Origin of the sequence: Actinomadura geliboluensis (assembly GCF_005889745.1) — a bacterium.
GTDB classification, from domain to species: domain Bacteria; phylum Actinomycetota; class Actinomycetes; order Streptosporangiales; family Streptosporangiaceae; genus Spirillospora; species Spirillospora geliboluensis.
Window position 1 is genome coordinate 1 of record NZ_VCKZ01000129.1, and the last position, 20742, is coordinate 20742.

At 73.5% G+C, this 20742-nt stretch carries 21 protein-coding genes; 10 read left to right on the top strand and 11 right to left on the bottom strand.

Annotated elements, in window-relative coordinates:
• Positions 1-73: 73 nt before the first annotated feature.
• Entirely contained in the window at positions 74-286 is a 213-nt protein-coding gene (locus ETD96_RS18755; RefSeq protein ID WP_138637761.1) for a dodecin, read from the bottom strand.
• Between the two features lie 69 nt (positions 287-355).
• Between ETD96_RS18755 and ETD96_RS18760 the strand changes: the two genes are divergently transcribed.
• The 5 genes from ETD96_RS18760 (at position 356) to ETD96_RS18780 (ending at position 5616) form a co-directional block, all read left to right on the top strand.
• Positions 356-718: a DUF3099 domain-containing protein gene (locus ETD96_RS18760; protein ID WP_138637762.1), complete on the top strand. Its 363-nt coding sequence runs from the start codon at positions 356-358 to the stop codon at positions 716-718.
• A 489-nt stretch (positions 719-1207) separates the two neighbouring features.
• Positions 1208-3034: a substrate-binding domain-containing protein gene (locus tag ETD96_RS18765; protein ID WP_171069105.1), complete on the top strand. Its 1827-nt coding sequence runs from the start codon at positions 1208-1210 to the stop codon at positions 3032-3034.
• Positions 3035-3120: 86 nt separating this feature from the next.
• Positions 3121-4272: an acyl-CoA dehydrogenase family protein gene (locus ETD96_RS18770; RefSeq protein ID WP_138637764.1), complete on the top strand. Its 1152-nt coding sequence runs from the start codon at positions 3121-3123 to the stop codon at positions 4270-4272.
• Positions 4273-4286: 14 nt separating this feature from the next.
• Positions 4287-5042: a 3-oxoacyl-ACP reductase FabG gene (fabG, locus tag ETD96_RS18775; protein WP_171069106.1), complete on the top strand. Its 756-nt coding sequence runs from the start codon at positions 4287-4289 to the stop codon at positions 5040-5042.
• Complete coding sequence (locus ETD96_RS18780) at positions 5026-5616, top strand: TetR/AcrR family transcriptional regulator (RefSeq protein WP_138637766.1); 591 nt, start codon at positions 5026-5028, stop codon at positions 5614-5616. Before fabG ends, ETD96_RS18780 begins: the two co-directional genes overlap by 17 nt.
• Here ETD96_RS18780 and ETD96_RS18785 read toward each other — a convergent pair.
• Both ETD96_RS18785 and icmF read right to left on the bottom strand, forming a co-directional pair.
• The gene (locus ETD96_RS18785; RefSeq protein ID WP_138637767.1) at positions 5613-6383 is read right to left on the bottom strand and encodes a helical backbone metal receptor; all 771 of its coding nucleotides are present in this window, start codon (positions 6381-6383) and stop codon (positions 5613-5615) included. The two genes, ETD96_RS18780 and ETD96_RS18785, sit on opposite strands and share 4 nt — an antisense overlap.
• Positions 6380-9607, bottom strand: a complete 3228-nt coding sequence (icmF, locus tag ETD96_RS18790; RefSeq protein ID WP_240807832.1) for a fused isobutyryl-CoA mutase/GTPase IcmF — start codon at positions 9605-9607, stop codon at positions 6380-6382. Before icmF ends, ETD96_RS18785 begins: the two co-directional genes overlap by 4 nt.
• Positions 9608-9652: 45 nt before the next feature.
• Here icmF and ETD96_RS18795 point away from each other — a divergent pair, with 45 nt between their 5' ends.
• The gene (locus ETD96_RS18795; RefSeq protein ID WP_240807834.1) at positions 9653-10228 is read left to right on the top strand and encodes a MarR family transcriptional regulator; all 576 of its coding nucleotides are present in this window, start codon (positions 9653-9655) and stop codon (positions 10226-10228) included.
• Between the two features lie 12 nt (positions 10229-10240).
• Here the strand turns inward: ETD96_RS18795 and ETD96_RS18800 are convergent, their stop codons facing one another.
• A complete protein-coding gene (locus tag ETD96_RS18800) occupies positions 10241-11344 on the bottom strand; it encodes an alpha/beta hydrolase (protein WP_138637770.1) in 1104 nt (367 codons plus the stop codon).
• Positions 11345-11476: 132 nt separating this feature from the next.
• Between ETD96_RS18800 and ETD96_RS18805 the strand changes: the two genes are divergently transcribed.
• Together ETD96_RS18805 and ETD96_RS18810 are read left to right on the top strand one after the other, a co-directional pair.
• Entirely contained in the window at positions 11477-12280 is an 804-nt protein-coding gene (locus tag ETD96_RS18805; protein WP_240807836.1) for a tryptophan 2,3-dioxygenase, read from the top strand.
• A complete protein-coding gene (locus ETD96_RS18810) occupies positions 12270-13592 on the top strand; it encodes an FAD-dependent oxidoreductase (RefSeq protein WP_138637771.1) in 1323 nt (440 codons plus the stop codon). Before ETD96_RS18805 ends, ETD96_RS18810 begins: the two co-directional genes overlap by 11 nt.
• On the opposite strand, the gene ETD96_RS18815 is transcribed toward ETD96_RS18810, so the two are convergent.
• Complete coding sequence (locus ETD96_RS18815; RefSeq protein WP_138637772.1) at positions 13589-15022, bottom strand: DHA2 family efflux MFS transporter permease subunit; 1434 nt, start codon at positions 15020-15022, stop codon at positions 13589-13591. The genes ETD96_RS18810 and ETD96_RS18815 overlap by 4 nt on opposite strands.
• 80 nt (positions 15023-15102) lie before the next feature.
• On the opposite strand from ETD96_RS18815, the gene ETD96_RS18820 reads away from it, so the two are divergent.
• Positions 15103-15342, top strand: a complete 240-nt coding sequence (locus ETD96_RS18820) for a hypothetical protein (protein ID WP_138637773.1) — start codon at positions 15103-15105, stop codon at positions 15340-15342.
• A gap of 146 nt (positions 15343-15488) precedes the next feature.
• Here the strand turns inward: ETD96_RS18820 and ETD96_RS18825 are convergent, their stop codons facing one another.
• Genes ETD96_RS18825 through moaA form a run of 3 tightly spaced genes read right to left on the bottom strand, consistent with a single transcriptional unit; the run spans position 15489 to position 17372 of the window.
• Complete coding sequence (locus ETD96_RS18825) at positions 15489-15794, bottom strand: DUF6457 domain-containing protein (protein WP_240807838.1); 306 nt, start codon at positions 15792-15794, stop codon at positions 15489-15491.
• 33 nt (positions 15795-15827) lie between these two features.
• On the bottom strand, positions 15828-16382 hold the full coding sequence (gene mobA, locus ETD96_RS18830) for a molybdenum cofactor guanylyltransferase (protein ID WP_138637774.1): 555 nt from the start codon (positions 16380-16382) through the stop codon (positions 15828-15830).
• Complete coding sequence (gene moaA / locus ETD96_RS18835) at positions 16383-17372, bottom strand: GTP 3',8-cyclase MoaA (RefSeq protein ID WP_138637775.1); 990 nt, start codon at positions 17370-17372, stop codon at positions 16383-16385.
• Positions 17373-17513: 141 nt separating this feature from the next.
• On the opposite strand from moaA, the gene ETD96_RS18840 reads away from it, so the two are divergent.
• Entirely contained in the window at positions 17514-18332 is an 819-nt protein-coding gene (locus ETD96_RS18840) for an alpha/beta hydrolase (protein ID WP_138637776.1), read from the top strand.
• Here the strand turns inward: ETD96_RS18840 and ETD96_RS18845 are convergent.
• The 3 genes from ETD96_RS18845 to ETD96_RS18855 form a co-directional block, all read right to left on the bottom strand.
• Positions 18322-19221 (bottom strand): phosphotransferase enzyme family protein, encoded by a 900-nt coding sequence (locus ETD96_RS18845; protein ID WP_138637777.1) that lies wholly within the window; start codon positions 19219-19221, stop codon positions 18322-18324. The two genes, ETD96_RS18840 and ETD96_RS18845, sit on opposite strands and share 11 nt — an antisense overlap.
• A 58-nt stretch (positions 19222-19279) precedes the next feature.
• Positions 19280-20509 (bottom strand): RtcB family protein, encoded by a 1230-nt coding sequence (locus ETD96_RS18850; protein ID WP_420884769.1) that lies wholly within the window; start codon positions 20507-20509, stop codon positions 19280-19282.
• A 52-nt stretch (positions 20510-20561) separates the two neighbouring features.
• Positions 20562-20742: SelB domain-containing protein (locus ETD96_RS18855; protein ID WP_171069107.1), on the bottom strand; the 181-nt coding region annotated here is incomplete at its 5' end.

Consider the following 20742-nt stretch of genomic DNA (forward strand, 5'->3'; position numbering starts at 1 on the left):
GGTTCCCCCTACACCCCCATGGGGCTTTGCCCCTTGTGAGTGCGAACTGATCTTGGGCGTGTGGGGGGGTGTGTCAGGTGTCCTCCAGGCGGAAGCCGACCTTCATCGTCACCTGGAAATGCGCCACCTCGCCGTCCTCGATCTGGCCGCGGACCTCCCGCACCTCGAACCAGTCCAGGTGGCGGAGGGTCTGGGCGGCCCGGCGGACGCCGTTGCGGATGGCGGTCTCCACGGACTCCGGGGAGGTTCCCACGATCTCCGTCACCCGGTACGTGCGATCGGTCATCTCGTTCACTCCCATGTTTTGACCCGTACTGCCGTCGCAGGTCGGACTCCATGGGCTTACCGTGGAAATGTGAAGGTCAATCCCCGCCACCACCGGGAGCCGGCGGTCTACACGGTCACCGACGCTCCCCGCCCCATGTCGGAGGACATCGGCCACCGGCAGCGCCGGTACCTGATCTCCATGGGGGTGCGCACCGTCTGCTTCGTCGGCGCGGTCGTCGCCGCGGTCGCGGGCGCGCCGTGGTGGCTGGCGATGCTCATGGTCGTCGGCGCCCTGCTGCTCCCCTACATCGCGGTCGTCATCGCCAACGGCGGGCGCGAGCCCACGGCGTCGGCGTCCTTCCAGGACGCGACGCGGCCGGAGCTCCGGCAGGGGGGCTCGGAGCGCGGACAGAAGCCGGATTCCGGACAGCGACCGGAAATCGGGTCGTGACATTCTCTTGACTAACCGCGGGGGGTTTCGGTGTACGATTTGTACCGGCGCTCTGGTCCCCCGTCGGAGCGCCCGTGCCGGTGTTCCGGGCCCCCGTCGGAACACCGATGATGCGGCGCCGGGTGGATTGCCCCCGTATCCACCCGGCGCCGCTTTTCAATGTCCGGGGTTTTTCCTGGGAGTTCCCCGGTTCGCGGCAGACGCTGTCATGACTTCGCCTTTGCCCGCTAGGTCGGGGCCACGCACATCCGGGTGAGAACGGCAAGGCCCGCCGCTGGCCTGGTCCGGCCAGCGGCCGAAACCCGGACTCTCCGAACTTTCCGCCCATAGAGGGCGCGTTCGCACCGATCCGTTCCGCGATCGCGTGCGTACTGCTGACCGGGCCCCCTTGACGGATCACGCTGATGAGACGAACATCACAGCTGATCCGAGTGAGACAGATGGGTTATGTGTCTCATCGGCGCGGTGGCCGGGAGACGGAGGTCGGCGATGAGCGGACACGACGACGTGCCCGAGTGGGCGCCCCGGAGTTCGGCGGAGCCGGGGGGCATCCCCTACGTCTTCCTCGGCGTCTCGGAGCCCAGCGGGCCTCCCGTCGTGCGCGCCGAGCGGCCACGGCCCGCCGGGCCTGCGCACGCGGCCGCCAGGACGGGCCGGCGGCGGCAGGCCGGGCCGCGGCGGGTCGGTGGTGTGCTGCTCGGGCCGCTGGCGGGGGCCGTCGGGCTCGTGCTGCTCACCGGGGCGGCCGCGTATGCGTTCGGTGTGGGCGGCGGCGGATGCTCCGAAGGGGTCACGGTGAGTGTGGCGGCCGCGCCGGACGTCGCGCCCGCGGTCGTCCGGGCCGCGAGGCGGTTCAACGACGCCCGGCACAAGCTGGACGGGCGCTGCGTCAGCGCGCGGGTGCGCGCCACCGACCCGGCCGCCGTCGCGACGCTGCTGTCCGGCAAGGGCATCGCCGGGGTCACCGAGCGGCCCGATGTCTGGATTCCCGACTCGTCGTTGTGGATCGGGCTCGCCGGTGGCGGGCCCGACGTGCTCGGGAGCATCGCCACCACGCCGATCGTCGTCGCGATGCCGCGTGGGCTCGCCACGCAGTTGCGGAATCTGGGGGCGCCGGCGCGGCCCTCGTGGGCCGAGCTGCTCGCCTCGGCCGGGACCGCTGAGGGCGCCCCGGGTGACTCGGTGATCCCGCCGCGGCTGCTGCGGCTGCAGGTGCCCGACCCCGACCGCACTGCCACGGGGATGGGCACGCTCGTGCTGGCGAACGCTCTGCTGGATCGCTCCGCCGGGTTCACCGGTGTGGTGCGGACGATCCGGGAGGGGGTCGCGGTCTCGGTCAAGGCCGAGTTCGACGCGTTCGGCAGCGACGCGACCGACCGGTACCCGGTCGCGCTCGCGCCGGAGCAGGCGGTGCGCGCCTACAACTCCCGGCGTCCCGCCGCGCCGGTGGTCGCGGTGCATCCGGCGGAGGGGACCGTCTACCTCGACCATCCCGTCGCCGTACTGGCTCCGGGCAAGGCCCGTGCAGCGCGGCTCTTGTGGCGGGAGCTGTCGGGCGCGGACGTTCGCGATGACGTCCAGCGGCTCGGGTTCCGGGCGCCGGGTGGTGCGGCGTCGCCGCAGGCGCTTCCGGCCGTGCCGGCCGCCGAGGTGCGGCGGATCATGCAGTCGTGGGCGCAGCTGTCGCTCAGCATCCGGATGCTCAGCATCATCGACGTGTCCGGGTCGATGGACGAGCCGGTCGCGCCCGGCGTGACGCGGCTGCAGTCCACCGTGCGGACCGCGCAGGGCGGGCTGTCGCTGCTGCCGGAGGACAGCGAGCTCGGCCAGTGGATCTTCTCCACCGGGCTGGAGGACGGGCGGGACTGGCGGGAGCTGGTGAGCGTGGGGCCGCTGGACGAGCGGCTCGGCTCGGCGACCCGCCGCCAGCTCGTGCTGAGCGCGTTCGCGCGGATCCGGGTGAAGCCGCACGGCGACACCGGCCTGTACGAGACGGTCATGGCCGCCTTCGACTACATGAAGCGCACCTACAAGCCCGAGTACGTGAACTCGGTGCTGCTGTGGACCGACGGCCGGAACGAGGACCCGGGCGGCCCGTCCCTGGCGGAGACCCTCGACCACATGCGCCGCGAGTACGACCCGGAGCGCCCCGTCCAGGTCAACATGCTCGGCTACGGGCGCGGCGTCGACGTCAACGAGCTGCGGCAGATCGCGCAGGTCACGCACGGCGACGCCTACGTGGCGGAGACGCCCGGGCAGATCCAGGGCATCTTCCTCAAGGCCGTCTCGCGGCGCGTCTGCGAACCGGACTGCTGACCTCGTCTGTGTTTGATTCTAGAACTACATTCGAGTTAAGTTAGCGTTCCGTTAGTTGCACCCCGGCACAGGAGAGGGGCCACGGCGTGCGCCGCACCGTATTCAACGAGGACCACGAGGCGTTCCGGGACACGATCCGGGCCTTCATCGAGGCGGAGGTCGTCCCCGTCTACGAGGACTGGGAGAACGCCGGCCACCCGCCGCGCGAGTTCTACACCAAGCTCGGCGAGCTCGGCGTCTTCGGGATCCAGGTGCCCGAGGAGTACGGCGGCGCGGGCGAGACCAGCTTCAAGTACCAGGCCGTGGTCTCCGAGGAGTGCGCCCGCGCCGGGGTGAGCTTCGGCGGCTACGGGGTGCACGTCAACCTCGTCCTGCCCTACCTGCTGAAGTACGGCAGCGAGGAGCAGAAGAAGCGCTGGCTGCCGCCGTTCGTGTCCGGCGAGATGATGACGGCCATCGCGATGACCGAGCCCGGCACCGGGTCCGACCTCGCCGGCATGCAGACCACCGCCAGGCTCGACGGCGACCACTACGTGCTGAACGGCGCCAAGACGTTCATCACCGGCGGCGTCCTCGCCGACCGGGTGCTCGTGGTCGCGCGGACGTCCCCCGCCACGCCGGAGAACCGGCGCGCGGGCCTGTCGATCCTCGCCGTCGACACCAAGAGCGAGGGCTACGCGGTCGGCCGCAAGCTGGAGAAGATCGGGCTGCGCAGCTCCGACACCGCCGAGCTGTCGTTCACCGACGTCCGGGTGCCCGTCGAGGACCTCCTCGGCGAGGAGGGCCGCGGCTTCGAGTACCTCACCCACAACCTCGCCGAGGAGCGGCTCGGCATCGCGACCAGCTCCTACGCCTCGGCCGCCGCCGCGGTCGAGTTCGCCCGCAAGTACGTGCAGGAGCGCACGGTCTTCGGCAAGACGGTGTCGTCGTTCCAGAACACCAAGTTCGTCCTCGCCGAGTGCGCCACCGAGGTCGAGGCGGCCCGCTCCCTGGTCGACCGGTGCATCGAGGCGCTGGACGCCGGCGAGCTCACCCCCGCCGACGCCGCCGTCTGCAAGCTGTTCTGCACCGAGGTGCAGGGCCGCGTGGTCGACAAGTGCCTGCAGCTGCACGGCGGCTACGGCTACATCCTGGAGTACCCGATCGCGCGCCTGTACGCCGACGCCCGCGTCACCCGCATCTACGGCGGCACCAGCGAGGTGCTGAAGACCATCATCGCCAAGGACATCCAGGTCTGACGGAGGCAGTGAAGATGACAGGCACCAGGGTCGCCATCGTCACCGGCGCGGCGCGCGGCATCGGCGCCGCCACCGCCGCGCGGCTCGCGCGGGACGGCTTCGCCGTCGCGGTCTGCGACCTCGACGAGGCCGCGTGCGCCGGGACCGTCGAGGCGATCGCGAAGGAGGGCGGGACGGCCCTCGCCGTCGGCGTGGACGTCGCCGACTCCGCGGCGGTGTCCGCCGCCGTGGCGCGCGTCGCCGCCGAGCTGGGCCCGCCCGTCGTGCTGGTGAACAACGCCGGCATCACCCGCGACAACCTGCTGTTCAAGATGTCCGACGACGACTGGGACTCGGTCATGTCGGTGCACCTGCGCGGCTCGTTCCTGATGAGCCGCGCCGCGCAGGAGCACATGACCAAGGCCGGCTGGGGCCGGATCGTGAACCTGTCGTCGGTGTCGGCGCTCGGCAACCGCGGCCAGGTCAACTACTCGGCCGCCAAGGCGGGCCTGCAGGGGTTCACCAAGACCCTGGCGATCGAGCTGGGCAGGTTCGGCGTCACCGCCAACGCGATCGCGCCCGGGTTCATCGCCACGGAGATGACCGCGGCGACCGCCGCCCGCGTCGGCGTCGACTTCGAGGACTTCAAGGCCGCCGCCGCCAAGGAGATCCCGGTGCGCCGCGTCGGCGTCCCCGAGGACATCGCCGGGACGGTCGCGTTCCTGGTGAGCGACGACGCCTCGTTCGTGTCCGGCCAGGTGATCTACGTGGCGGGTGGTCCCCGCGCGTGAGGCGGCGGCCCGCGGCCGGGACCGGGAGGCCACGGAGGAGTCGCTGCGGGCGGCGGCGGTCGCGCTGCTGCGCCGCGGCGGCGTCCTCGCCGGGCTGAACCTGCGGCAGGTCGCCGACGAGGCGCGGGTCAACCGCGGGCTGGTCTACCAGTATTTCGGGTCGCGGCGGTCGCTGCTGCGCTCCGCGCTGTTCCACCGGTCGCGGCCGAACGCCGAGGACGCGGTGGACGCGGCCGGGCTGCCGCTGCGCGAACGGCTCGCCCGGCTGTTCTGGACGAGCCTGCGCAACCCCGAGCCGGTGCGGCTGGCGACGCTGCTGGTGCTGGACGGCGACGACCGGCCCCGCGTCCTGCTGAACCGGGGCGCGGGCCGCGCCGACCTCGCCGCCGAGGCCGGGCGGGGCGAGCTGCCCGTCGCGGACGTGGAGGCCGTGCAGGCGGCGATCGCGTCCACGATCTACGGGTACACGCTGCTGCGCGAGCACCTCGCCCGCGAGATCGGCCTGCCGGCCGAGGAGCTGGACGAGCGCATGGCCGGCTGCGTGGAGGCAATGTTCGCGCGGCGGGACGGCTAGTACGCCCGGGCCGCGGCGAGCTGCCGGGCGAGGGCCGCCGGGGCGTCCACGAGCGACGGGCCGTACCAGGTGAGGTGCCGCCCGTCGACGAGCGCGACGTCCAGGCCGGGGAACGCCTCGGGGCCGTCGCCGGCGGTGAACCGGTACGGCTCGTCGGGCAGCACGACGAGGTCGGCGCCGGCGGCGTTCAGCTCGTCCAGGGGGATCTTCGGGTAGCGGTCGGGGTGGCCGGCGTAGACGTTGGACACCCCGAGCCGGGACAGGACGTCGCCGGTGAAGGTGTCGCGGCCGACGACCATCCACGGCCGCCGCCAGATCGGCACGACGGCCGCGCGCCGCCGCCGCGGGACCACCGCCGACCAGACCCGGGACGCCTCGTCCAGCCAGCCCGGCACCGGGACCCGGCACGCCTCCGCGAGCATGCGGCGCAGCGACGCCAGCGCCTCGTCCACGGTGCGGATCTCCGTCATCCAGACCGGGACGCCGGCGGCCCGCAGCGCCGCGACGTCGGCGGGCCGGTTCTCCTCGGTGTTGCCGAGCACGACGTCGGGCCGCAGCCCGGCGATCCGGTCCAGGTCGGGGTTCTTCGTGCCGCGCACGCGCGGCACGTCCAGGCCCTCGGGGCGGGTGCACCAGTCGGTGGCGCCGGCGAGCAGGCCGGGCGCGCTCACCGCGACCGTCTCCGTCAGGGACGGGACGATCGACACCACGCGGCGCACCCGGTCCGGGACCGGGACCGGGTGGCCGGTGTCGTCGCGCAGCGTCATATGTTGCGGCGGTACTGCCCGCCGACCTCGAAGAACGCGTCGGTGATCTGCTGGAGGCTGCACACGCGCGCCGCGTCCATCAGCACGGCGAAGACGTTCTCGCCCGCGCGCGCCGCGTCCTTCAGCACGGCGAGGGCGGTCTCGGCCTCGTCGCGGTGCGCGCCCTGGAAGGCGTGGACGCGCTCCAGCTGGGAGCGCTTCTCGTCCTCGGTGGCGCGGGCCAGCTCGATCTTCTGCGGGGTGCCGTCGCCGCCCTCGGCCGGGCGGAACGTGTTCACCCCGATGATCGGCAGGGAGCCGTCGTGCTTGCGCTGCTCGTAGAGCATCGACTCGTCCTGGATGCGGCCGCGCTGGTAGCCGGTCTCCATCGCGCCGAGGACGCCGCCGCGCTCGCTGATCCGGTCGAACTCGGCGAGCACCGCCTCCTCGACCAGGTCGGTCAGCTCGTCGATGATGAACGAGCCCTGCAGCGGGTTCTCGTTCATCGCCAGGCCCCACTCCCGGTTGATGATCATCTGGATGGCCAGCGCCCGCCGCACCGACTCGGCCGTCGGCGTGGTCACGGCCTCGTCGTAGGCGTTGGTGTGCAGGCTGTTGCAGTTGTCGTAGACGGCGATGAGGGCCTGCAGGGTCGTGCGAATGTCGTTGAAGTGCATCTCCTGCGCGTGCAGGGAGCGCCCCGACGTCTGCACGTGGTACTTCAGCTTCTGGCTGCGCTCGTTGGCGCCGTACCGGTCGCGCATGGCGACGGCCCAGATGCGGCGGGCCACGCGCCCCAGGACGTTGTACTCGGGGTCCATGCCGTTGGAGAAGAAGAACGACAGGTTGGGCGCGAAGTCGTCGATGTCCATGCCGCGCGCCAGGTAGGACTCGACGTAGGTGAACCCGTTGGCGAGCGTGAACGCCAGCTGGCTGATCGGGTTCGCCCCGGCCTCGGCGATGTGGTAGCCGGAGATCGACACCGAGTAGAAGTTGCGGACGCCGTTGGCGATGAACCACTCCTGGATATCGCCCATCATCCGCAGCGAGAACTCGGTGGAGAAGATGCAGGTGTTCTGCCCCTGGTCCTCCTTGAGGATGTCGGCCTGCACGGTGCCGCGCACGGTCGACAGCACACGCGCGCGGATCCGCGCGGCCTCCTCCGCGGACGGCTCGCGCCCGTGCTCCTCGTAGAAGGCGTCCAGGCCCTGGTCGATGGCGGTGTTGAGGAAGAACGCCAGGATCGTCGGCGCGGGGCCGTTGATCGTCATCGACACCGACGTGGTCGGCGAGGACAGGTCGAACCCGTCGTAGAGGGCCTTCATGTCGTCCAGCGTCGCGATCGACACCCCGGACGTGCCGACCTTGCCGTACACGTCGGGGCGCTCGTCGGGGTCGCGCCCGTACAGGGTGACGGAGTCGAACGCGGTGGACAGCCGGGTCGCGGGCTGGTCCTCCGACAGCAGCTTGAAGCGGCGGTTGGTGCGGAACGGGTCGCCCTCGCCCGCGAACATGCGGGCCGGGTCCTCGTTGTCGCGCTTGAACGGGAACACCCCGGCGGTGAACGGGAACCTGCCCGGCAGGTTCTCGTTGCGCAGGAACCGCAGCAGCTCGCCGTGGTCGGTGTAGCGGGGCAGCGCGACGCGCGGGATGCGGCTGCCCGACAGCGACTCGCGGGTCAGCGCCGTGCGCAGCTCCCTGTCGCGGATCTTCACGACCTGCTCGTCGCCGGAGTAGGACTCCACGACGGCCGGCCAGCCCTCGATCAGCTCGGCGCTGCCCGGCTCGACGTCCCGGCGGGCCTTCTCCAGCAGCGCCTCGACCTCGCCCGCGTCGGTCAGCTCGGCGCGCACCTCGTCCAGCCGCTGGACGCGCCGCACCGCCGCCACCTGCCGCTCCGTGGCGGCGTGGTAGTCGCGGACGGTCTCGGCGATGTCGGACAGGTACCGCACCCGGCCGGGCGGGATCACGGTCGCGGCGCCGGTGGACACCTTCGTCGCGACGTCCGGCAGGACGCCGTCCGCCAGCTCCAGCCCGTGCTCGCCGAGGAGCCCGCCGAGGTGCCGGTACAGCGCGGTGACGCCGTCGTCGTTGAAGGTGGCGGCGCTGGCGCCGAAGACGGGCATGTCCTCGGGCTTCTGCCCGAACGCCTCCCGGTTGCGGACGAGCTGCCGCGACACGTCCCGCAGCGCGTCGGCCGCGCCGCGCCGCTCGAACTTGTTGATCGCCACCACGTCGGCGAAGTCGAGCATGTCGATCTTCTCCAGCTGGGACGCGGCGCCGAACTCCGGCGTCATCACGTACAGCGAGACGTCCACCAGCGGGACGATCGCGGCGTCGCCCTGCCCGATGCCGGGCGTCTCCAGGATCACCAGGTCGTACCCGGCGGCCTTGCAGGCGGCGACGATGTCCTCGATGTTGTCGGGCAGCTCCCGCGCGCCGCGCGTGGCGAGCGAGCGGAAGTACACGCGGTCGCCGTCCAGGGAGTTCATCCTGATCCGGTCGCCGAGCAGCGCGCCGCCGCCGCGCCGCCGGGTCGGGTCGACGGCCAGCACCGCGACGCGCAGCCGGTCGCCCTGGTCGACGCGGAACCGGCGCACCAGCTCGTCGGTGAGGGACGACTTGCCCGAGCCGCCGGTGCCGGTGATGCCGAGCACCGGCACCCGCCGCGCGGCCGCCGCCTCGGCGAGCCGCGCGCGGTCGTCGTCGGGGAGCTTGCCGACCTGCAGGCAGGTGATGGCGCGCGCCAGGGCGCGCCGCTCCCCCGCGAGCACGTCCGCCGCCGGGACCGGCTCGGCCGCGAGGTCGGTGTCGCAGTCGCGCACCAGCTCGTTGATCATGCCGGGCAGGCCGAGCCGCTGCCCGTCCTCCGGCGAGAAGATCCGCACGCCCGCCCCGGACAGCCGCGCGATCTCGTCGTGGACGATCACGCCGCCGCCCCCGCCGAACACCTTCACGTGCTCGGCGCCGGCCTCCTTCAGGCTCCGCGACAGGTACTCGAAGTACTCGACGTGGCCGCCCTGGTAGGAGCTGACCGCCACGCCCTGCGCGTCCTCCTCCAGCACGGCGTCGACGACCTCGCGGACCGAGCGGTCGTGGCCCAGGTGCACGACCTCGGCGCCCTGCGACTGCAGGATGCGCCGCATGATGTTGATGGCCGCGTCATGGCCGTCGAACAGCGCCGCCGCGGTCACGAACCGCACCGGGTGCACCGGCGCGTGCAGCTCCCCCGTCACCGACCCCACCACCAAACTTTGGACATCCAATATTTGGAAGTTAAAATAGTTTCCGTGCGCGAACACGTCAAGACGGCATACGGTGTTGCGGTGCCCGACACCCCCGACCCCATCGCCGAGGCCCACCGCCAGTGGAGCGCCCGCTGGCCCGAGCACGCCGACCACATGGCGGCCGTGACCTCCGTGATGCGCGCCCAGCAGCTGCTGCTGAGCCGCATCGAGGCCGTCCTCAAGCCCTACGGGCTGACGTTCGCCGCCTACGAGGCCCTGCGCCTCCTCGCCTTCGCCCGCACCGGGACCCTTCCCATGGGGAAGATGGGCACACGCCTCATGGTGCACCCCGCCTCGGTCACCAACGTGATCGGGCGCCTGGAGCGGCGCGGCCTCGTCGGCCGCGGCCCCTCCCCCGGCGACCGCCGCGTCGTCCTCGCCACCATCACCCCCGCCGGCCGCGACCTCGCCGAGGAGGCCACCGCCGCCCTCAACGAGTCCGGCTTCGGCATCGCCGACCTGCCCGCCGGGCAGGCCACCGAGATCACCGCCGCGCTGCGGCCCGTCCGCGTCTGCGCCGGCGACCTCCCCTCGCGCGACCTCCCCTCGCGCGATCCCGGCGACGGCGCGCCGGCGTGACGTCCCGCAGGGTCAGTGGTCGCGGACCCAGGCGTCGATGAGGTAGGCCGCGCGGGGACGCGACTCCGGCAGGTAGTGGGTGTCCTTGATGTGGTCCAGGGTCTTGTCGGGCGCCGCGAGGGCGTCGAAGATCGCGCGGGCGTCGCTGTCGTAGACGCACTCGTCGGCGGTGGCGTGGACCACCAGCGACGGGACGCTCACGCGCGCGAGGTGCGGCGCGGCGGTGCACTGCGAGGTGCGCAGGCTCCACATCGACAGCCAGGTGCGCAGCGTGCACGTGGAGCCGATGCCGAACACCCCGTAGTTGGCCCTGGCCGGCTCGCCCAGGTAGCAGCGGTTGGGCTCCCGGTCGGACGGCTCGATGGCCGGGTCGATCATCCGCAGGTCCGCCCAGGTGCGGTGCACGTTGAACAGGGCGTCGCGGGCGCGGGTGCCCTTCAGGGCGTCCAGCCGGGCGAGGACCCAGTCGGTGATGCGCTCGTTGCGGGCGCGCTGGGCGGCGCGGTAACGGGCCTGGAACTCGGCGCTGTAGGGCGGGCCGTTCTCGGGGTTGAACGGGTCGAGGGACGGATCGGCGGACAGGGCGTCGGTCTCGTCGGTGACCGACGGGTCCATCCAGGCGGTGAGGACCTCGGGGCGGCCGGAGTGCGCGGCCAGGGCGATGAACAGGTCCCCGGCGGGCAGGTCCTCGATGGCGGCGACCGGGCGCATCCCGGCGACCGGCGCGACGTTCGGCTCGACGGCCTGCGACTGGTAGGCGGCCATCAGGGAGCCGCCGCCGGAGTTGCCGAGCAGCACGACCCGCTCGGCGCCGGCCCGCTCGCGCAGCCACCGCACGCCCTCGCCGATCTCGGCCAGCGCGTGGTCGAGCAGGAAGAACGCCTCGTTGCCGCGGAAGCGGGTGTTCCAGCCGAGGAAGCCGTAGCCGCGCGCGGCGAGGTGCTCGGCCAGGTAGTGCTCGGAGAAGTCGACGTTGTAGTGCGCCGCGATGAACGCCGTCCTCGGCGGGGCCCCGGCGGGCCGGTGGTACACGCCCTGGCACGGGTGGCCGCCCGCGCCCGCCCGGCCGGCCAGGGGCGACGGCAGCCCCACGAACTCCCTGACGATCTCGCCCATCCGGGGACCCCTTCGCGCTACCGAACCGGGTTCTGATCGTAGGGGGCGGGATCCGGCGGCGGCACCCGTTTCCGGGTGCGGGGAGAACGATCCCTTATGCTGCGGCTCACATCCGTTGTGTCGCGAGGAGGCATGATGGCGGATTCGCCGACGATGACGTACGGCGGTTACCTGCGGCTCGACGATCTTCTCTCCTGCCAGGAGCCGAAGACCCGGGCGCACGACGAGCTGCTGTTCGTGATCATCCACCAGGTCTACGAACTGTGGTTCAAGCAGATCCTGCACGAGGCCGCGCTGCTGCAGCGCCGGCTGGAGGAGGGCAACAGCGCCGGGTCGCTGCACACCGCGCGGCGCATCGCCAAGATCCTCAAGACGGTGGTCGGGCAGCTGGACGTCCTGGAGACGATGACCCCGCGCCAGTTCGCCGCGTTCCGCGACGTGCTCGGCAGCTCCAGCGGATTCCAGAGCGAGCAGTTCCGCGAGATCGAGGCCGTCCTCGGGCGGCGCGCGTTCCCCGCGTCGGTGCTGCGCGAGGACGAGCGGCTGCGCGCCGCGGTGACCCGCCCGTCGCTGTTCGACTCGCTGCTGCGCTACCTGGACGGCCACGGCTTCCCCGTCCCGCGCGCGGCCCTCGACCGGGACACCTCCGCCACCTGGGAGCCGGACCCCGGCGTCCAGAAGGCCCTCCTCGCCGCCTACGCCGACGAGTCCGGCGCCGCCGCCGAGGTCTGCGAGGCGCTCGTCGACGTCGACGAGGGCGTCCAGGAGTGGCGGTACCGGCACCTGAAGATGGTCGAGCGGACGATCGGCGCCAAGCTCGGCACCGGCGGGTCGGCGGGCGCCGACTACCTGCGCCGCACGCTGTTCGCGCCCGCCTTCCCCGACCTGTGGGAGGTCCGCTCGCAGACCGAGGAGGCGCCCGTCCATGGCGGGTGAGGCGGAGCGGGTCGCGATCGTCGGGGCGGGCCTCGCGGGGTCGCTGCTCGCGGTGCTGCTGGGCCGCCGCGGCATCCCCGTCACGGTGTACGAGCGGCGCCCCGACCCGCGCGTCGCGGGCGCCGAGCGGGGCCGCTCGATCAACCTGGCGGTCTCCGCCCGCGGCCTCGCCGCGCTGGAGCAGGTCGGGCTACGCGACCAGTCCCTCAAGCAGGCGCTGCCCATGCACGGGCGGATGGTGCACCCGCTGCCGGGCGCGCAGAACTTCCAGCCCTACAGCGCCGACGGCGAGCGCGCCATCAACTCCATCAGCCGCGCCGAGCTGAACCGGTCGCTGCTGGAGGCCGCCGAGGCGACGCCGGGTGTCGCGCTCCGGTTCTCCCAGCGCGTCACCGGCGTGGACGCCGACGCCGGGGCGCTGCTGTTCGAGGACGGCGACCCAGAGCCCGCCAGTGTCGTGCTGGCCGGGGACGGGGCCTACAGCGCCGTCCGCCGGTCGCTGGGGTTCGACCACGAGGCCGACTTCCTGGAGCACGGGTACAAGGAGCTGACCGTCCCGCCGCGCGACGGCGAGTTCGCGCTCGACCCGGACGCGCTGCACATCTGGCCGCGCGGCACCTCGATGATGATCGCGCTGCCGAACCTGGACCGGTCGTTCACCTGCACGCTGTTCTGGCCGAAGGGCGACTTCGAGGCGCTGGCCGCCCCGGCGGACGTCACCGCCTACTTCGCGGAGCACTATCCGGACGTCGCCGGGCTGATGCCCGACCTGACCGACGACTACGCGCACAACCCGGTCGGGTCGCTGGTGACCGTCCGGTGCTGGCCGTGGACCCGGTACGGCGACGGCGCCGTCGTCGGGCTGCTCGGCGACGCCGCCCACGCGATCGTCCCGTTCTTCGGGCAGGGCGCCAACTGCGCGTTCGAGGACTGCATCGAGATCGACCGGTGCCTCACCGAGGCCGGCGGCGACTGGCGGCGCGCGCTGTCGCTCTACCAGGAGCGGCGCAAGGCCAACACCGACGCGATCGCCGAGATGGCCCTGGACAACTTCATCGAGATGCGCGACCGGGTGTCGTCCCCGGTGTACCGGGCGAAGCAGGCCGCGACGCACGCGCTGGAGCGGCGCCTGGCGGGCCGCTACGTCTCCCGCTACGAGCTGGTGTCGTTCTCGACGATGCCGTACGCCGACATCCCGGCCCGCATCAGGCGCCAGAACCTGGCGCTGGGCGCCGCCGTCGCGGGCGGCGCCGTGGGGCTCGGGCTGGCGCTGCGCGCGGCCCGGCGCGCCCGGCGGCGGCCGGCCGGCTAGCGGGCGAGGCGGCGCCGGCGGCGGCCGGCGGCCAGGTCGGCGACGGCCGCCGCCAGCGCCGCCGCCACGAACCCCAGCACGACGACCAGCCCGTGCCGGAACGCCGTCGCCCAGTCCCCGTGCGTGCTCGCCAGCGCGGCGAAGAACACCGCGCCGACGGCGGCGATGCCCATCGCGGTGCCGACCCGCTGGCCGGTCTGCAGGACGCCCGCCGCGCTGCCGCCCTCGGTGTAGTGGACCTCCGACAGCGTCAGCGTCTGGTTGGGGGCGATGACCAGGCCGGTGCCGATCCCGGCGACCAGCAGCGGCCCCGCCGTGGCCCAGGCCACGCCCGGGCCCGGCCGCAGCTCGACGGCCAGCCACGCGGCGCCGAGACCGATCAGCACCACGACCAGCCCGGCCGCGACGAGCGGCCGCCCGTAGCGGGTCACGACCCGGCCGCCGACCGCCGAGGCGAGCCCGGACCCGACCGCGAACGGCGTGATCGCGACGCCCGCGCCGAGCGCGCTGTAGCCGAGGCCGTTCTGCAGGTAGAGGGTGAAGATGAAGAAGACCGCGGTGAACCCGGCGAAGTACAGCAGCGCGATCGCCGTGCCGAGCGCGTAGGAGCGCAGCCGGAACAGCTCCAGGTCGACCATCGGGGTCCGCGCGCGGCGCTCCCACCAGGCGAACACGGCGATCAGCGCCGCGCCGACGAGGACGAGCAGCCACTTCAGGCCGCCGTGCCACTGCCGCTCCTGCACGAACGGCAGCAGCACGCTCACGACGCCCGCGCCGAGCAGCAGGACGCCGAGCGGGTCGAGGCCCTGCCGCTCGCCGTAGACGGGGGCGGGCAGCAGCCGCCATGCCAGGAACAGCGCGGCCACCCCGACGGGGATGTTGACGTAGAACACCCACCGCCAGCCCTCCGCGTCGCCGCCGAGGGCGATCAGGGCGCCGCCGAGCAGCGGCCCCACGGCCGTCGCGACCCCGATGACGGCGCCGAGCGCGCCGAACGCCCGGCCCCGCTCCGCGCCCTGGAACAGCTGCTGGATGAGGCCCGCCACCTGCGGGTTGAGGATGCCGCCCGCGACGCCCTGCACGAGCCGGGCGAGGACGAGCAGCAGGATCGTCGGCGCCAGCCCCGCGCCCGCGCTCGCCAGCGTGAACAGCGCGAGGCCCGCCATGAACACCGCGCGGCGGCTGCGGGCGTCGCCGAGCCGCCCCGCCGGGACCAGGACGAGCCCGAACGTCAGCGCGTACCCCGAGAGGATCCACTGCAGCTGCGCGTCGGAGGCGTCCAGCCCCGACCGGATCGACGGCAGCGCCACGTTGACGATGCTGACGTCCAGCAGCGTCATGAACGCCGCGACCAGGCACACCGACAGCGCCCGCCACCGGCGGCGGCCGTCCCCGCCCGGTGCCGGGTCGTCCGCGGGCTGTGTCCGCACTGCGGGCTCCTATCCGGAGATCACCGGGTGAAACACGGGGCGGGGGCGGCCCCGCCGCGCGGCTGTGCCACAGTGGCCGGATGACCGACCTGGCCCCGGGGACCGGCCCCGACGAACTGCTGTGCTCCGCCAAGGGCTGCCGCGCCGCCGCCGTGTGGGCGCTCCGCTGGAACAACCCGAAGATCCACACGCCGGACCGGCGGAAGATCTGGCTGGCCTGCGACGAGCACCGCGAGAGCCTGTCGGCGTTCCTGTCCCGGCGCGACTTCCTCAAGGACGTCGTGCCGGTCGCCGACCGCGACGCGCCGCCGGCGGGCTAGGCGCCGGCGGGCCAGGCGTCGGCGGGCCAGGCGTCGGCGGGCCAGGCGTCGGCGGGCCAGGCGTCGGCGGGCCAGGCGTCGGCGGGCCAGGCGTCGGCGGGCCAGGCGTCGGCGGGCCAGGCGTCGGCGGGCCAGATGTCGGCGGGCTAGGCGTCGTCGAGGACGGGCTCCCCCGCCGGGCCGGGCACCTCCGGCTCCGGAGCGCGCTCCCGCCACGCCTCGGCCATCTCGGTGAGCCGGGCGGCGGCGTCCCGGGCGGGCGCGCCGCGCCCGACCGCGAGGCCCAGCAGGTACGCCGTCAGCGGCGCGCCGGGCCGCGCGACGCCGTGCGCGACGTCGCGGGCGAGGTCCAGGATCAGGCTCTGGTCGATGTCGCCGCGCTCCAGCCCCAGTTCGAGGCACGTCGCGTTGATCCAGTCCTCCAGCACCGACATGGCTCCCCCTTCACGCATGGTTGCGGACGACACCTCCCCACTCTCGCACGATCAAAGCAGCCGCTCGGCGGCGGCCAGCTCCTCGGGGGTGTCGCAGTCGTACCAGGCGGGGCGCGCGCCCGCCGGCAGCGCCACCGTCGCGGGGCCCAGGGGGCCGAGGACGCCCCGCAGGGACGCGCCCTCGTAGCCCTCCAGGGCGGTGCGCAGCGGGCCGGCCTGCCAGCAGCCGGCGAGCCACTGCTCGCGGCCCTCCCCGTCCAGCAGCACCGCGCCGGGCCGCTCCGCCGTCGCCGCCAGCAGCCGCGCGACGTGGGCGGGGCGCAGGAACGGCAGGTCGGCGGCCAGCAGTACCAGCCGCAGCGCGCGGACCTCGGCGAGGCCGGCGCGCAGCGCGGGCACCGGGCCGGCGCCGGGCGGGTCCTCGCGGACGACGACCGCGCCCGGCAGGACGTCCCGCCGCGGCCCCACCACGATCAGCCGGGACGCGCCGGCCGCCGCGGCCGCCGTCCATTCGAGAAGCGCGCGGCCGCCGACCCGCGCGGCGGGCTTGTCGGCGCCGAACCGGCGGGCCCGGCCCCCGGCGAGCAGGACCGCGTCGAACTCCACTCAGCCGCCGATCGCCGACATGGGGCGGGCCGGCTGCAGGAACGACGGGTCGTCGATGCCGTGCCCGGCGCGCTTGGCCCAGACCGCCTTGCGCCACCGGTCGGCCAGCTCGGTGTCGGTGGCGCCGCCGCGCAGCGCGTCGCGCAGGTTGGACTCCTCGGTGGCGAACAGGCAGTTGCGGACCTGCCCGTCGGCGGTGAGCCGCACCCGGTCGCAGGCGCCGCAGAACGGCCGGGTCACCGAGCCGATCACGCCGACCGTCGCCGGGCCGCCGCCGACCAGGAACGACTCGGCGGGGGCGCTGCCCCGGTCGTGCGCCGCGTCGGGGGCCAGGTCGAACGCGGCCGACAGCCGGTCCAGGATCTCGTCCGCGGTGATCATGTTCTCGCGGGTCCAGCCGTGCTGGGCGTCCAGCGGCATCTGCTCGATGAACCGCAGCCGGTAGCCGTGCTCCAGGCAGAACCGCAGCAGCGGCACCGCCTCGTGGTCGTTGATCCCGCGCATCAGCACCGCGTTGATCTTCACCGGCTCCAGGCCGGCGGCGCGCGCGGCGGCGAGGCCCTTCAGGACGTCGCCGAGCCGGTCGCGGTGCGCGAGCCGCTTGAACGTGGCGGGGTCGAGGGTGTCGAGGGAGACGTTCACCCGGTCCAGGCCCGCCTCGGCCAGCGGCGCCGCCAGCCGGTCGAGGCCGATGCCGTTGGTGGTGAGGGAGATCTGCGGGCGCGGCTCCAGCTCCGCCGTCCGCGCGACGATGCCGGGCAGGCCGCGCCGCAGCAGCGGCTCGCCGCCGGTGTAGCGGACCTCGGTGACGCCGAGGTCGCGGACGGCGAGGCCGACCAGCCGGGCCACCTCGTCGTCGGTGAGCAGCTCCGGCTTGGGCAGCCAGTCCAGCCCCTCGGGCGGCATGCAGTAGGAGCACCTCAGGTTGCAGCGGTCGGTGAGCGAGACCCGCAGGTCCGTCGCGGTACGGCCGAAGGTGTCGACCAGCACGGGCGCCCCTTCCTGCTGGCCGGCGGCCGGGTTCGCGGCCCGCCGGAGGTTGCGGTCGGTCCCACCAGCCTATTGCGGCATTTGACGATCCGGCGCATCGCGTTGGACCGTGACGTTCTGCCGAGCGACAGGGAGGCCGGAGTGACGACGGTACGCGAGTGGGAGTTCGCCGGGACGCGGGGAGCGGTCACCGCCCGGATCTGGGCGGACGGCGAGCCGCGCTACGTCGCCGTGCTCGTGCACGGCTACGGCGAGCACCTCGGCCGCTACGACCACGTCGCGGACGTCCTCGTCCGGCACGGCGCGGTCGTGTGCGGGCCGGACCACATGGGCCACGGCCGGTCCGCCGGCGACCGCGTGCTGATCGAGGACTACGAGGACGTCGTCGCCGACCTGCACACGGTGGTGGAGTCGGCGCGCGGCGACCACCCCGGCCTGCCCGTCGTCATGATCGGGCACTCGATGGGCGGGCTGATCGCGGCCCGGTACGCGCAGCTGCACGGCGCCGGGCTCGCCGCGCTGGTGCTGTCGGGGCCGGTGCTCGGCCGCTGGCACGCCGTGGACGAGCTGCTCCCCCTGGCGGAGATGCCGGACGCGCCCATCGACACCGCCACGCTGTCGCGCGACCCCGCCGTGGGCGAGGCGTACACCGCGGACCCGCTGGTCTGGCACGGCCCCTTCAAGAAGGCCACCATCGAGGCCCTGGACGCGGCGCTGCGCCGCGTCAACGAGCACGGCTCGCTCGGCGCGCTGCCGGTGCTGTACGTGCACGGCGACGCCGACGAGCTCGTCCGGCCGGCCGACACCCGCACCGGCATCGAGGCGATCCGCGGCGAGGGCCTCACCGAGCGGCTCTACCCGGGCGCCCGCCACGAGGTGTTCAACGAGACCAACCGGGACGAGGTCCTCGCCGACGTCACCGCCTTCATCGACCGCGCCCTCGGGTCCGTCAGGGCCTGAGGGCGAAGAACGCCCTCACGCGGCGCCGGTGGTAGTCGTGGTCGTCGGCGTCGTGCGCGGCGCCCCGGCGCCGGGCGTGCTCGAAGTAGGCGGCCTCGCGGCGCAGCCGGTGCCTGATGAGCTGGACGACCGTCTCGTCGTCCATGTCCCCGGCGGTCCCGCCGGCCTCGTGGTAGTCCGCGATGAAGCGGCGGCACCGGCCGGGGGCGTCGCCGTACTCGTCGGCCCATTCGAGCGCGGCGGAGGCCACCTCCAGTTCGGGTGCGCCGACGATGGCCTCGTCCCAGTCCAGGACGGCCACCAGCCGGCCGTCCCGGGCGAGGGTGTTCCCGGCGTAGTAGTCCCCGTGAAGGGGCTGCCGCGCGGGGTTGCGGTGGTGGAACTCGGCCAGCCAGCGGTCCAGTCCCGGATCGGCGAGTGCGGGGACGTCGTGCGGTGGCTCGCCGTACAGGCCGATCTCCACGAACGCCGTCACCGGGCGCGGCGGCGGCCGGTGGGAGGCCAGTGCGCGGTGCAGCCGCGCCAGGAGCCGCGCGCCCTGCGCCCGCATCTCGGGGACGTCCGCGTCGGGCCACTCCCCCTCGACGTGGCGCCACACCGACACTGGGCGGCCGTCGATCCGGACGACCGTGGCGCCGTCGCGGGCGCGCAGGGGAGCCACCGCCTCCGGCATGGTGGCGGCGGCGTGGAGGGCGATGGAGTGGCACCATTCGGCCTCGGCGGTCGTCCGCGTCGCGGGACCGACGCGGACGACGAGGCCGTCCACCCGGTACGCCGCCGATTCCTCCCCGCCGTACAGCCGTACCGGATCCCCTTGGAGGGGCCGTCCCCATGCTTCGCCGACCGCGCGTCGCATGGGGACGGTCAGGGGCGTCTCCACGAAAGGCATCACAACGATCTACAGCAACGCGCCCGGTGCCGCAAAAGGGCACCCCTGGCCGGACGCGTCAACCCTTGACGCAGATGAGCTGGCGCAGCCGCGCGACGACCTCGACCAGGTCGGACTGGGCCTCGATGACCTCTTCGAGGTCCTTGTAGGCGCCGGGGATCTCGTCGACGACGCCGCCGTCCTTGCGGCACTCGACGCCCCGGGTCTGCTCGATCAGGTCGTCCACGGTGAAGCTCTTGCGGGCCTTGTTGCGGCTCATCCGGCGGCCCGCGCCGTGGGAGGCGGAGTTGTAGGCGGTCTCGTTGCCGAGGCCGCGCACGAGGTAGGTGCCGGTCGCCATCGAGCCCGGGATGATCCCGAGGTCGCCGCGGCCCGCCCTGATCGCGCCCTTGCGGGTGACCAGCAGTTCCTCGCCGTACTTCTCCTCCGCCACGTAGTTGTGGTGGCAGGAGATGACCTCGCCCCAGCGGCAGCGCTTCTCGCCGAACCGGTTGGTCACGACGTTCTGCGCGAGCGCCATCATGACGGCGCGGTTGCGGCGCGCGTACTCCTGCGCCCAGAACAGGTCGTGGCGGTAGGCGTCCATCGTATCGGTGCCGGCCAGGAACACCGCGAGGTCGGGGTCCGGCAGGTCCTGGTTGTGGGGCAGCTTGCGGGCCGCCTCGATGTGGTGCTCGGCGAGCTCGTTGCCGATGTTGCGCGACCCCGAGTGCAGGACGAGCCAGATCGCGCCCTTGTCGTCGGCGCACAGCTCCAGGAAGTGGTTGCCGCCGCCGAGGGTGCCCATCTGCTGGCGGGCGCGGCCGAAGCGGGCGCGGACCGCCGGGTGCAGGTCGTCGAACTGCTTCCAGAACGCGTACCAGCCGCGCTCTTTGAGGTTCGGCAGCGCGGACGGGTCGACGGCCTGCTTGTGGGAGCCGCGCCCGACCGGGATCGCCTTCTCCAGCCGGTGCCGGATGCCGGCCAGGTCGTCGGGCATGTCCTCCACGGTGAGGGACGACTTGACCGCGGTCATCCCGCAGCCGATGTCGACGCCGACCGCCGCCGGGGACACCGCGTCCTTCATCGCGATGACCGAGCCGACCGTCGCGCCCTTGCCGTAGTGGACGTCGGGCATGACCGCGAGGCCCTCCACCCACGGCAGGGCGGAGACGTTGCGGAGCTGGTCGAGGGCGATGTCCTCGACCGTGTCGGGGGCGGTCCACATCCGGATGGGCACGCGGCCGCCCTTGAGCGTCTGGTACGGCACGCCATCTCCTTGATCGTCGGGAACCGGACCGCGATCCATGAGGCCAGAAACACCGGCCGCCGTACAACCGGTTTTCCCGTCCTGGAGGGGTTTACGACCGTTCGGCGCCGCGGCGTTCGGTGAGTCCGCGCCGGTCGAGGTGCCGCAGCAGCGCGACGGCGACGCGGCGGCCGGTGCCGAGGGCCTCGGCGGCCTGGCCGGGCGTGAACGGCTGCGGCAGGGCGTCCAGGACCCGCAGCGCGGCCAGGTCGGCGCCCGGCGCCAGCACGATC